Source organism: Acinetobacter sp. ANC 4204 (genome assembly GCF_002135205.1).
GTDB lineage: Bacteria > Pseudomonadota > Gammaproteobacteria > Pseudomonadales > Moraxellaceae > Acinetobacter.
This window is the reverse complement of the sequence record NZ_NEFZ01000003.1, coordinates 92,186-104,591: the sequence shown is the minus strand read 5'-3', so window position 1 is coordinate 104,591 and position 12,406 is coordinate 92,186. Positions and strand designations below refer to the sequence as shown.

Sequence of the window (12,406 nt, the reverse complement as noted above, 5' to 3'; positions counted from 1 at the left end):
GCACAATAAAATGGATAAGATTGATCGACTAAGAATTTTTTGTTTAGTGGCAGAGAAGAAGTCTTTTGCGCAGGCTGCTGTACAATTAGGTTTGCCTCGATCGAATGTAACTTATGCGATTCAATCTCTTGAAAAAGAATATGAAGTGCTATTGTTTTATAGAACCACTCGCAAAGTCTCTTTGACCAATGAAGGCATTCTGTTTTATGACGAAGCAGTCCGTCTGGTTGCACAGTTAAAAGAGCTTAATCGCTTTAAAACCCATGTAAGAAGCCAAGAGGGAACAATTAGTATTGGCATGTCGAAACGATTAGCAACACAAATCCTGATCCCTCATTTGGCAGAGTTCTATGCGCAGTTTCCAAAAGTAAAAGTGTTGGTGAACGGCAGTGATGATTTTTCTAATTTGATTGAGCAACAATTAGATTGTGTGGTGCGTGTGGGAGAGGTGCAGGATAAATATTTGCTCATGAAACCAATTTGCCAAACAAAAATTTGGACATTAGCTTCACCTGAGTATTTAGCACAGTTTGGAGAACCTAAAACCTTGGCTGAGTTGAATCAACATTTTGCCGTTGATTATCATGTTGGGAAATATTATCGGGAATGGAGTGAATTAGTCTTTCGTGATCATCGAATGAAGATGCCTTATCGTTTACTCATTGACAATACTGAAGCATATATTCAAGCCAGCCTTGCAGGTATGGGAATAATCCAAATACCTGAATTTGATGCTGTGCAATATGTAGAACAAAGTCAGTTAAAGCGTTTATTTCTAGATATTCCAAGTCTTGAATTGCCCATCAATATTTTGTTGACTGACAGGCAGTATCGGCCAAAGTATTTTCAGGACTTTGTGGATTGGTTGGATGCTTTACTCAAAAAGAAACTTCTTATCTAGCGTTTCTTTCGCATCATAAAGCTTCATTACAATACAGGCCAAATCTCTGAATCGACATGCTTATTTTCGCTCATCCATCAAAAGACGAACAGCTAAGACCGATAAAACCGTCCCCATCATCCACTTTTGAACTTGTGCCCAAATCGGCTTGCGGTTCATCAAGGCTGCTAATGAGCCCGCAGAGTAGACAATTAATACATTCACAAAAAAGCTGACCACAATTTGAATTAGGCCTAAAGTCATCGACTGTACAAAAACACTGCCGTGATTGGGCTGAATAAACTGAGGAAGTAAGGACAGATACATAATCGCAATTTTAGGATTTAACAGATTGGTGAGAAATCCCATCATAAAAAGTTTCATCGGACGATCAGGTTTTAAATCCACCGTTTGAAAGGCAGAAACCCCATTGGGTTTCACTGCATTCCAAGCCAACCAAAGTAAGTACAATGCACCTAATATTTTGATGGTGTCATAGGCAAAAGGCACGGCAAATAAGAAGGCGGTAATGCCGAGTGAGGCACAAGCCATATAGAAAATAAAGCCTAAAATGATACCGGCCAATGAAATTAAGCCTGCCGATTTTCCTTGAGAAATGGAGCGAGAAATCAAGTAAATCATATTTGGACCGGGCGTGAGCACCATGAGCAGCGCGACACCTGCAAAAGCAATCATCTGAGATAGGTCAATCATCATCTATACTCGCTAAAATCCGAGTTTTGAAGATATCAAACAATCATAAGTTTAGTGAACGTTATTTTTCACATATTCACATGAGTTGTTTCTTTGAGTTCCTTTCATCAAAAATGATCACTGCTTCTATGTGGAAATGTGTTCATTATTTTGTACGAATTGGCTTACATCAATTCCCGCTTTTTGCGCCTATACGTCTGCATGTGATTTTTCTACTATAGAACCATAGAGAGCAGGATGCTCCAATAGAATAACAATAAAGATCAGCACAGGGACGAAGGTAAGACAGGAGTCATGCCTCAGCAATTAATACGAAAAACCCCGACAGGATGTCGGGGTTTTTTATTGCTTTAATTTTATATGCTTGCCATGAAAATGAATATTTACATGTTAAAAACAGAGACCTGTGTAAACTTTGCTATGCTGAATAAATGACCTGAAATACAGGGTTTGAGACTGAGAAAAATCGAAAATGAAAAAGTAATAACAAGGAGAAATAGAATGGCCCAGACACATCAAGATCGTAATCCAACCCCTGATTTAGCTGAAGACAATGCTTTTTTCCCTTCACCTTATTCACTTTCCCAGTATACCGCCAGTAAAACTGACTTTGATGGCACAGATTATCCCAATCCTTATATCGGGCATAAAAAAATCCTGATGGTTGCCAGTGATGAGCGTTATTTACTGATGAAGAACGGTAAGTTCTTCTCTACAGGGAATCATCCTGTGGAAACATTGCTACCGATGTATCATTTAGACCGTGCTGGTTTTGAAATTGATATCGCCACTTTATCGGGTAATCCTGTCAAATTGGAAATGTGGGCAATGCCACACGAAGACCCCGTTGTTCCAGCAACTTTTAAGAAGTATCTTGCTCAGTTTAAGAAGCCTTTAAAACTTGCAGAGGTATTGAAAAGCAGTTTAGGTGACGACTCGCCTTATTTGGCTATTCTTATTCCCGGTGGGCATGGGGCTTTAATTGGGCTGCCTGAAAGTGAAGACCTAAAAACTTTACTGAAGTGGGCGGTAGCCAAAGATAAATTCGTTATTTCTTTGTGTCATGGACCAGCAGGCTTATTGGCTGCTGCGGTTAAGGAAGCGCCAGAAAACTACCTTTTCAAGGGCTATAAAATGTGTGTCTTCCCGGATGCCCTTGATCAGGGAGCCAATTTAGAGATTGGTTATATGCCAGGAGAGTTACCTTGGTTGTTGGCAGAACGACTTGAGCAATTGGGTGTAGATGTCGTCAATAAAGAGATGTCAGGACAGTGTATTCAAGATCGTAAGTTAATTACGGGAGACAGTCCTTTGGCTTCTAATACTTTGGGGAAAATGGCTGCTCAGGCACTTTTAGCTGAAGTTCAGTAGATCAATAATATTCAATTAAAAAGACTGCAGTTGCAGTCTTTTTTGTACAGATCGGTTGATTCACGACCCTGTTACAAATGATCTCATCTTTTATGATCAATTTAGCCTGAGTGCATGATTTTGTCGGCCTTACAAAGAAGAAATAGTCTGTCACTTTAACCTTCTCTCTAAAAAATATCTCATTTTACGCCATTCGATAACAGCTTTAAGACCTACCTACGGAGCGTACCTAGAGACAGGTCATCATCACATCGTTTGAGTACATCAAACCATGTATGTTCACACTTTTTATCTAGTGTGGAAACCATAAGAAAGGCAAAGCATTCTATTTTATATAAAGCGTAATAATGTTTAAATTCAGCCTGAAATAGCTTTATAAATGAGTCTAATTTATTTTTTTAAATTTAATTTTTATTCTGAATTTTATTTTTAATGGTTTTATTTTTTTAATATTTATTTTTTAAGCTTATGAAGTAAAAGAAAATGCAAATAAATGGTTATATGGTTTATTTTATGGCTGTGTTTTAATATAAAAGTTTTTAATTTAAGTATTTATTTTTGCTTTTTTATTTGTTCTTGTGTTTTATATTTATTATTTTGAATAATGCTTTAGGTTGGATAGCAATGATCAAGACGATAAGAATTTTATTTTCTTTACTGAGTAAAGGAAATGGATCATGAATTCAAGCAATGATGCGTCTTCATAGCAAGATCAAATGAGTGCAAGTGGAAAAGCGCAGTACATGGCTCTTGGCTATACAGCAGTTGAGTTTTAGCTTTTTAGCGCAAAATGTGAGCTGAGTAGGATACTAGAGATGCGAGAAATTCTGCTGAGTATTTTATTTAATGACTGAATTTAAACCGTTTAATTGGATAAAAATATAGAATTATAAATAATGTTTACATAATATGTTTTCTTCTTTTATTTATGTTTTTGATTTTTTATTAATATGTTTTTAATTTATTTTGAAATTTTTATTTACATTTTAAATAGCATACCAAGTTTCAGTCAATAAAAATTAAAACAATGGGATGGGTTGGTTTTTTTTGGCTGTCTGTTATTTTATTATTCTGTTTGGGTTATTTTAATTTTATATGTGGTTTAATGGGTTTTAATTTGTATTGAGTTTAATTTTATGAAGCAGAGAGTGTGAAAATAATATGGGTTAATAGGGAAGGTTAAGTTCATGAAAATAGTAGTAATTAATATAGGATTATGTTTTTTATTTTGCTTGAATAATGCCTATGCAACGTCCGATGAATGGAGTACGCGTTGGAAAGCTTCTACAGTACGTTCTACAGAGAATTTAGTCCAAGCGAATTTAATTGAGCTCATGGACTCAGATTATTATGAAGGTCTTGGAAAAACCACAATTTATAGCACATCGACCAGCTCAATTGGGACCGTAAATTCATCTACCAGTAACGTTAATGTGAATGGTTCTGAGAACAGCGTTGATATTTCTAGTGATGCTGTGAATGAAGCAGCAGTGAATTCAACCACAAATCAAAATAATCCAGCATGCCCTAATTTGAGCACCCAACAGGGGGTCTCATTATGCTGAGTTTTCAAATCAATAGAAGATTAATATCTTCAGCGAGCGTGTTGGTCGCCTTAAGTCAAGTGCTAACAGGTTGTACGGGACTCGCAGTATCTAATAAACAGCCTGTCACTTTAGTACAAGGTCCTCCAATTACAGATATCTTTACCCCTTTTGATATGGCTTTGTCTTGTTTAAAAGGACAATTACGCACCGATGTTAATTTTTCTGTAGGGGCCATTTTAGACCAGACAGGGAAAGACGTGGTCACCAATGGCGGAAGTGGAAAAATGGTGACCCAAGGCGCAGGGGATATGGTGCAATCAGCCCTGTTCCAAGCTGGTGTTAGCCTGTTAAACCGACGTGATCCGCGGATTATTGAAAGTGAAGCAAAGTGGGGGATTCGAGATCCTCGAAATATTCACGCTTCAGATTATTACGTCACAGGGAGTATCAATAGTTTGGATTTTATTCCTGGCGGGGGTTTTGACATGCAAGTCGGTGGTGTTGGGCCTAGCTATAGCCAAACCCGAATAATGGTTGGTCTGGACTTGTCTCTTACCGATACCCGTAGCAGTCGAGTGGTTGCAAACGTCTCTCTGCAAAAGCAAATCGTTTCACAGGATTATGGTCTGAATGCAGGTCGATTTGCTGGACACACTTTACTGAATATTCAAGTCGGCAAAGGTGAGCGTGAGGCAACAAATTTTGCATTACGCCAAATGCTGAATTTGGCAACCTTTGAGCTGTTAAGCCAGGTCATTCCCCCGAGTACATTTGAGAGTTGCAGAGTGGCGATTCCCCCTGAATTTGGCAGTCTCAATTTAACGCGCAGTTCGGTTGCACTGCATAAATATAAAGAAAGTCAGCAAAACAGCACGATTGAAAACCCCAATAAGAGTCTATTGGATGCCCAACCATACAAGGGGGCAGCGCCCAATGAAAAAAATAAATTAACGGATACACCCAGTAAAGATACACGTCCTCCGAAACAAAGAGAGTCTGAGTTGATTCAGGATCCTGATGCAGAACCAGAAATGAGCAAGCAGGATTTAATTAAATATATCAGCAAGAAAAAAGCTATGCCGTCTAAGTCTGTAGAGAAAGACGATGTGAAAACAGAGGAAGCTCCTCAACTACTTTGGGATATCAATCCAGCAGTCACTGAAAATTATTGGTCAACAACGAATCGAGATTAACTGAATTGAAAAGATAGGCTCGCTCCTATTATATAAAAAAGAAGTACTTAGCGAGGAGTACTTTAGAGTGTATAAGGAAATAACGATGAATAAGACTATCAAAACAATTGCCTTATCTGTATCTGTAGCTTTCTTATCAAGTGCTGCATTGGCTGGAGGAGGACACCATGTACAGGTGGATACTGGTTTGCAAGACACCCTAGCACTTTTAGCTCAAAATGCTGAAAATGGAAGTGCGTTAAATTTAGCTATTAATACCAATAGCATAGACGCAACGGTGAATACGGCGGGTGGAATCAATGACGTGGGCACAATTGAAACCTCAGCAATTGGTGCTGTAAATACGGGTGAGATCACCCTTGAACAAGGTAGTGTGTATCAAGTGAGTTCTGGTGCATTTAGTGGTGATCTGGAGGCCTCCATGAGTGCTTGGAAAAACATGGATGGTCATCATTATCAACAATTAGACTCAGGTGTTGAAGCTTCTGTGGCAGCAGGTGTGGATACTGAATATTATCAAGAGCTGAATAGCACATTGAGCAATTACGCTGCTGCAAATTTAGCCTTTAATTCAGGTTCTGTTGATGCTTCAGTCAATACCAAAGGCTTCAAAAACACTGTTGAAAGTATCAAAACCTCAGCGATTGGTGCTGCAAATACTGGCAGTATTACGGTCACTGTAAAGTAAGCTCATTCCACGACTTAAATAAAAAATCCAACTATCATCAGATAGTTGGATTTTTTTAATTTTGATGAAGGTCATCTGATGTTATGCAATGCATTTACAAGATGACATCTTCAATTTTAAGCTTAGTAATCAAAGCTAAAGTGTTCAGTTGCCAAGGAAGTCATGGTTTTTGAAGGATTGACCATTGCTTCAGCATGACCTTGGGTACGTGGAAGCATACGCTCAAAGTAGAAGTCAGCCACTTTGATTTTAGCTTTATAAAATTCAGCTGTTTCTTGGCCTTCACCTGATGCCAATTTCGCAGAAGCTACAGCTGCTTGTTGAGCCCAGAAGTAAGCCATCATCACATAGCCAGAGAACATCAAGAAGTCTACAGATGCAGAAGACACGATGTCACGGTCTTTACGTGCTGCCAGCATAATACGAACAGTTAAAGCATTCCATTGTGCGCAAAGCTTAGTTAAGTCCCAAGCAAAACGGCGCATGTATTTGTTGCGAGCATGTTGACCACAGAATTTCAGGATTTCAGCGGTGTAGTCACGAATGACTTTACCTTTAGAGGTCAGCAGTACTTTACGACCGATTAAGTCAAGTGCTTGAACACCTGTTGTACCTTCATACAGTGTCGCAATACGTGCATCACGTGCAATTTGCTCCATACCCCATTCTTTAATGTAGCCATGACCACCGTAAACTTGCATACCGTGGTTTGCAGCTTCCAAGCCTAATTCAGTTAAGAAGCCTTTTAAAATTGGAGTATAGAAACCTAAGTGATCATCATGTGCTTCAAATGCTGCAGTGTCGCCACGCTCTAAGGCATCGGCCATTTTGTCTGCAATTTGCGCTGCATAATAAATCATTGAACGACCACCTTCAGCAATCGCTTTTTGAGTCAACAACATACGACGAACATCGGCATGGTGAATGATGGCATCAGCGACTTTTTCAGGGTCTTTCTTGCCAGAAAGTGCACGCATTGACATACGTTCTTTGGCATATGGAAGTGCACCTTGGAAAGAAAGCTCAGCATGTGCAATGCCTTGAATTGCTGTACCGATACGTGCGGTGTTCATGAAAGTGAACATGGCATGTAAACCTTTGTTTGGTTCACCAATCAAGTAACCGACAGCATTGTCAAAGTTGAGAACGGCTGTTGCAGAAGCACGAATACCCATTTTATGTTCAATTGAACCACAGGTCACAGGGTTACGTTCACCGAGGCTACTGTCTGCATTGACCAAGAATTTAGGCACAATGAACAGTGAAATTCCTTTGGTGCCTGCAGGTGCATCTGGAAGACGCGCAAGTACGATGTGAATGATGTTTTCGGTTAAATCTTGTTCACCTGCTGAGATGAAAATTTTAGTGCCTGAGATGTTATACGTGCCATCAGCATTCGGTTCGGCTTTGGTTTTGACTTGACCTAAGTCGGTACCACACTGTGGTTCAGTCAAACACATAGTGCCTGACCATGTACCAGCCACTAAGTTCGGCATATATAGATTTTTTTGTTCGTCTGTACCAAACTGCAAAATGGTGTTCATACAGCCGATGCTTAAACCTGGGTACATTTGGAAAGACCAGTTTGCTGTACCCATCATTTCCGATTTAATCAGGTTTAATGATTGTGGCAGGTTCTGACCGCCAAATTCTTCAGGGAAAGACAAACCTTGCCAGCCACCTTGGACAAACTGGTCATAAGCGTCTTTAAAGCCTTTTGGTGTTTTTACTTCACCATTGTCGAAGGTACAACCTTCTTCATCACCCGATTGGTTTAAAGGAGATAAAATATTTTCACAAAAATCTGCTGCACCTTCTAAGATCATATCTACCGTGTCAGCGTCGGCAGCTTCACCATTCGATAGGGTTTGATAATGTGCAGGATAGTCCAGCACTTCATTCATTAAGAAGCGAATATCATGTAAGGGAGCTTTATATGCAGGCATGTGTGTAATCCTAATTTAGAAATAGTATTGGATTATTTAAAACGATCATTTCATTATTCATACATCGTATCAAAATACATTGATAAATCAGACCTAAAAAAATGTCAGAAAGGCGAATTGGTAGATAAAATCATCAATCTAAAAAGACAGTTCTGTTACACTGACTCGATGGTCTTTTGATCATGTACTTTTTTAATAAACTATAATTAACTCAGGTTTTCAGCAAGTATTATGCGCTTAAAATATATAACACTTTGTTTATTGGGTTTGAGTATCAGTGGGTGTACTCAGCATGTCATTAAATCCAATGCCTCTTCAGATCAGCAGTTGGGGCAACAAGCCACGCATGGTCTAAATGCCATGTTTGAAAATGCCAGTTATGATTTTAAAGGGCAGTTCTCGATTCAGTCGGATTTTAATTTTAATGAGTCAAAGCCTAGGGCTCAGTCAAATTCCAAGTCCAATGCTCAATCAAATGCAACGAACTTAGATCCAGAGTTGAAAAAGCAATTAGATCAATTATTAAAAAATCAAAAGATTCCATTTACAGCTAAAGAGAAGCAGGCCTTGTATGATGCGCTTGCGCGTGAACAAAATCCGTATGCATCACTGTATAGCACGGGTGAGTCACGTTCAGCTCGCACGCAAATTGCAGAATCATTGGTGAATTTACTCAATGATTTGCAGTTTAGTTACAACGGTTCCGTACATTTTCGTCAAAAACTGGCTGCACTGACGTTGCAGTTGAGTTATCAAAAGCCAACCTTACAAGTGCAAGCGCAGTTGCCGATGGTGGTTGATTTTAATGACTATAAGTTTTACACCAACTATTTTGCCTTTATGCCATTCATGGTGAACCGTGAAAGTCAGGATCGTTTTGCATACATTGACTTTTCCAAGCATAAAGATGCATTTGGCCATATTGATTTTAAGAAATTTGCAGAATATTTAAAGCAAATGAATGCCTTACCTTATGCATTGGCAGAGCCAAATCAGGTGCATAGTGTGGGTTTGAGTAAACAAGAAAAAGATGCAGGATTGAGTAAGAAAATTCGCTATATCGGCGACTTAGAAACAGCACAAGTACAATTGGGCTTATTTGAATACGTCAACAAACTGCACTATACCCAGCAGATACAAGCTTTTGATGCCGAGCGTCTGATTCAAGACGCTGAAAAAACGCCAAGCGCAGCAGATGATGCGATGCAAGCAGCGAAAGAAGCGGAGATGGCTGCCGCAGGTGTAGCAACTGAAGACCCTGCTTATGCCTCACTTGAGCGTGTCACGAGTTTAGTGAATCAACAAATACATCACTTAGGTTCACATACAGATGGGGATGAGCAGGGCATCGCGGTAGATGCTGTCAGTGATGCGGTTACAGATGCGGCTGCTGATGTTGCCTATGCAGAGGATGAGACAGAGGATACAGAAGAAGTCTCTGCTTCTGCATCATCTAATACTCTCTCTGAAGAAGCTTGTGATGCGCTCATCAACACTAAGAATATTCCTATCGGCAAAGTGACGGCATGTCGGGACTATCAAGATATTGATGTGCTTGCGCCTAAAGCCGTGACTCAATCGGTAGATACAGAGAGTTTTGGTCAAGCCGCGATCAATGTTTTGGAAGAGCTAAAACCACTCTTTACGGCATATCAAACTGAGCAACTGGTCGATGCGCAAGGTTTTAAACAACTTTGGCAAAAACATCAGGCTGAAATTACACCGATCATGGCACAATTGGGAACAGAGCGTTCACCATTTGTGATGGATGTTGCACTCGACCAAAAAGGCCGTGCGCAAAATATGGATTACAACATTGTAATCAGCGATGAGCAAATTGGTAAGCTACAAATTAAGAGTACCAATCAGGTGTTTAATTATGGCAATGCCACAGCGATTGACCGTCAAGCTTTAAAAAACGCCAAATCTATTGAGGAAGTGTCTAAAGGTTCATTACTGGAAAACGTAGTGAAAGGCATGCTTGGACCATTAGGTGCAGACGCTAGCGCATCTCAAAGTGTTGAGACAACATTGTCAGATACGGCAGAGCAACCTAAAGACATTTCTGATTATTACCAGCAAGTTTCCAAACAAAGCTATGCACGTCATCATTCAGAGTTAAAAGCATATCAAGCAACCTTTGCCTTGGTATTCGCTGCGCAACGTCCAGAATATATTCGTTATTATAGCCCAGCGACCATCAATGAAATTTCAGAAGTGTATGCCTATGAGTTCATGGATATTGCAGAGCCGAAAGGTTCAGCACTGAAACGTTTGAATCAGTTACGTCAAAAACATGTCCTACAGCACCAACAAGACTTTGACGAATTGGGCGAACGTGTCGCGAATATTGTTGAAGATGCCTTAGACGAAGCACAAGAAAGTCAGCAATGGAAAGACTTGGTTAAAAAATACAAGACCAAGCAGGCACTCTTTGCACATGTCTATCAAGAAAAATTTACCGATAGCTATGAGATTGAGCCAGAGCAAAAAGCAGACTTAGCGCAGGCGGCACAAATTTTTGCTAAAGCATTTGCCGATGACTTAAAAGGTCAATTGACAGAAAAATCATTGCAAGGTTTGAAGCTTGAACATGATGACTTCTTTAGTGAGTCGACTTATTATGAGACGTATAAATCCGTACAAAAGCAGATGAAGTAATGTGAAAAAAGAACCTCTGCGGAGGTTCTTTTTTATTGAGTTTTATAAAAAATCTTTCAGGTTAGGTTTGACGCCATTCCAAATAGAAAAAGATTCAATCGCCTGACCAACAAGCATGCCATAGCCTTCTGAGGTGAGTACGCCACGTGCTTTGGCTTGGTCTAAAAAGGTCGAAGGTTTGCCATAGGCCATTTCATAGGCATGTTGAAACAGGAGTGTCTCGGGCAGAACGAGGGCGTCACCACTTAGGCTGGCGGAGGTTGCGTTAATCACTAGATCAAACTGACCATCGAGTGCATCTAAGCCGATAGCTTGGAGTTCAGCTTGAGGGACAGCTGTTTTTAAGTCACTCACCAGTTGCTCTGCACGTGCAAGGGTACGATTGGCAATCACAATTTTTTTTACCCCTGCTTGTACCAGTGGGTAGATAACGCCGCGAGTTGCACCACCTGCACCGATGATCAGCACATCAGTCTGGTCTAAGTTCCAGTCCAAAGCATGAATAGCATCAACTAGCCCTTGACCATCGGTGTTGTCTCCATGCAGTTGACCATCGACCATCCATAAAGTATTCACTGCTTTTGCGATTTTGGCGCGTTCAGTGAGGACTGCGCAGGCAGCAAAAGCTTGCTCTTTAAATGGAACTGTGACGTTTAGACCTATGCCACCGTGGGCGAAAAATTCTTGGATGTTGGCGAGGAAGCCATCGAGCGGTGCAAGACGTTTACTATAGTTGAGGTCGAGCCCCATTTTTTGTGCAAACGCATGATGCAGTTCAGGTGAGCGAGACTGCTCAATCGGGTTGCCAATGACAGCGAATTGTTTGCTCATCGCACCAAGTCCATGTGAGAAATGCCGTTCAATATACGGCAAATTAGACTCAGGCTAAAGCGTTAGACTATTTTTTCTGAAGCAGAAGGGCTTATGGATTACAGATGTTGTGAATCGTATCAAACAATAGCTTTGCCGCAGTCAGGGTTAAGCCGATACCTGCAAATACGGTGATGCTGATGGAAGCATTATCATTGAATGCACTTTCAGAAAAAATAGTGGTACTGATCGAGCTTAGCAACACTATAGCAAAGCAGAAAAGAACCATGGTGGTCGAGCTAACTCTTTTTGCGAACATGTTTGGGACCTCAGAGAACAGCAAAGGAGGATACTAAATGTTGATGTCATTAAAATGAATACATTGAAAATGACTTAATTTAGCTTACGGTTTTTGCGAACTCAAAAGAACCCAATTGCTGTTTTAAACCTGTGACAATGCTTTAATAAATGCAAAGAAATGACGCTTTGTGTAGTGGTCATTCTACGGGGAATTGATCGGGAAATATATAAAATTTAATGTATAAGCTGCCCTAATCTAGTGAAAAGGGCATGCGTAGAGGGTATAGAATTGTAAG

At 40.0% G+C, this 12,406-nt stretch carries 10 protein-coding genes; 6 read left to right on the top strand and 4 right to left on the bottom strand.

Going from position 1 to position 12,406, the window contains the following annotated elements:
* Positions 1-10: 10 nt before the first annotated feature.
* On the top strand, positions 11-901 hold the full coding sequence (locus B9T36_RS08050; RefSeq protein ID WP_086208992.1) for a LysR family transcriptional regulator: 891 nt from the start codon (positions 11-13) through the stop codon (positions 899-901).
* 60 nt (positions 902-961) lie between these two features.
* Here B9T36_RS08050 and B9T36_RS08045 read toward each other — a convergent pair whose 3' ends face one another.
* The gene (locus B9T36_RS08045; RefSeq protein ID WP_086209187.1) at positions 962-1,594 is read right to left on the bottom strand and encodes a LysE family translocator; all 633 of its coding nucleotides are present in this window, start codon (positions 1,592-1,594) and stop codon (positions 962-964) included.
* A gap of 501 nt (positions 1,595-2,095) precedes the next feature.
* On the opposite strand from B9T36_RS08045, the gene hchA reads away from it, so the two are divergent.
* From hchA to B9T36_RS08025, 4 genes are all read left to right on the top strand, one after another.
* The gene (gene hchA / locus B9T36_RS08040) at positions 2,096-2,965 is read left to right on the top strand and encodes a glyoxalase III HchA (RefSeq protein WP_086208991.1); all 870 of its coding nucleotides are present in this window, start codon (positions 2,096-2,098) and stop codon (positions 2,963-2,965) included.
* Between the two features lie 1,187 nt (positions 2,966-4,152).
* Complete coding sequence (locus B9T36_RS08035) at positions 4,153-4,530, top strand: hypothetical protein (protein WP_086208990.1); 378 nt, start codon at positions 4,153-4,155, stop codon at positions 4,528-4,530.
* On the top strand, positions 4,524-5,705 hold the full coding sequence (locus B9T36_RS08030) for a CsgG/HfaB family protein (protein WP_086208989.1): 1,182 nt from the start codon (positions 4,524-4,526) through the stop codon (positions 5,703-5,705). Before B9T36_RS08035 ends, B9T36_RS08030 begins: the two co-directional genes overlap by 7 nt.
* A gap of 85 nt (positions 5,706-5,790) precedes the next feature.
* A complete protein-coding gene (locus tag B9T36_RS08025) occupies positions 5,791-6,393 on the top strand; it encodes a hypothetical protein (protein WP_086208988.1) in 603 nt (200 codons plus the stop codon).
* Between the two features lie 122 nt (positions 6,394-6,515).
* On the opposite strand, the gene B9T36_RS08020 is transcribed toward B9T36_RS08025, so the two are convergent.
* Positions 6,516-8,339, bottom strand: a complete 1,824-nt coding sequence (locus tag B9T36_RS08020) for an acyl-CoA dehydrogenase C-terminal domain-containing protein (protein WP_086208987.1) — start codon at positions 8,337-8,339, stop codon at positions 6,516-6,518.
* A 231-nt stretch (positions 8,340-8,570) separates the two neighbouring features.
* On the opposite strand from B9T36_RS08020, the gene B9T36_RS08015 reads away from it, so the two are divergent.
* Positions 8,571-11,000 carry a hypothetical protein gene (locus tag B9T36_RS08015; protein ID WP_086208986.1) on the top strand — a complete coding sequence of 810 codons (2,430 nt, stop codon included), beginning with the start codon at positions 8,571-8,573 and terminating at the stop codon, positions 10,998-11,000.
* Positions 11,001-11,042: 42 nt separating this feature from the next.
* On the opposite strand, the gene aroE is transcribed toward B9T36_RS08015, so the two are convergent.
* Positions 11,043-11,831, bottom strand: a complete 789-nt coding sequence (gene aroE, locus B9T36_RS08010) for a shikimate dehydrogenase (RefSeq protein WP_086208985.1) — start codon at positions 11,829-11,831, stop codon at positions 11,043-11,045.
* Positions 11,832-11,922: 91 nt separating this feature from the next.
* Complete coding sequence (locus tag B9T36_RS08005; RefSeq protein WP_086208984.1) at positions 11,923-12,129, bottom strand: hypothetical protein; 207 nt, start codon at positions 12,127-12,129, stop codon at positions 11,923-11,925.
* Positions 12,130-12,406 lie beyond the last annotated feature (277 nt).

Coding starts and splice junctions, on each gene's coding strand:
- B9T36_RS08050 (WP_086208992.1), top strand. CDS start 11: ATGGATAAGATTGATCGACTAAGAATTTTTTGTTTAGTGGCAGAGAAG.
- B9T36_RS08045 (WP_086209187.1), bottom strand. CDS start 1,594: ATGATTGACCTATCTCAGATGATTGCTTTTGCAGGTGTCGCGCTGCTC.
- B9T36_RS08015 (WP_086208986.1), top strand. CDS start 8,571: ATGCGCTTAAAATATATAACACTTTGTTTATTGGGTTTGAGTATCAGT.
- aroE (WP_086208985.1), bottom strand. CDS start 11,831: ATGAGCAAACAATTCGCTGTCATTGGCAACCCGATTGAGCAGTCTCGC.
- B9T36_RS08020 (WP_086208987.1), bottom strand. CDS start 8,339: ATGCCTGCATATAAAGCTCCCTTACATGATATTCGCTTCTTAATGAAT.
- B9T36_RS08025 (WP_086208988.1), top strand. CDS start 5,791: ATGAATAAGACTATCAAAACAATTGCCTTATCTGTATCTGTAGCTTTC.
- hchA (WP_086208991.1), top strand. CDS start 2,096: ATGGCCCAGACACATCAAGATCGTAATCCAACCCCTGATTTAGCTGAA.
- B9T36_RS08035 (WP_086208990.1), top strand. CDS start 4,153: ATGAAAATAGTAGTAATTAATATAGGATTATGTTTTTTATTTTGCTTG.
- B9T36_RS08030 (WP_086208989.1), top strand. CDS start 4,524: ATGCTGAGTTTTCAAATCAATAGAAGATTAATATCTTCAGCGAGCGTG.
- B9T36_RS08005 (WP_086208984.1), bottom strand. CDS start 12,129: ATGTTCGCAAAAAGAGTTAGCTCGACCACCATGGTTCTTTTCTGCTTT.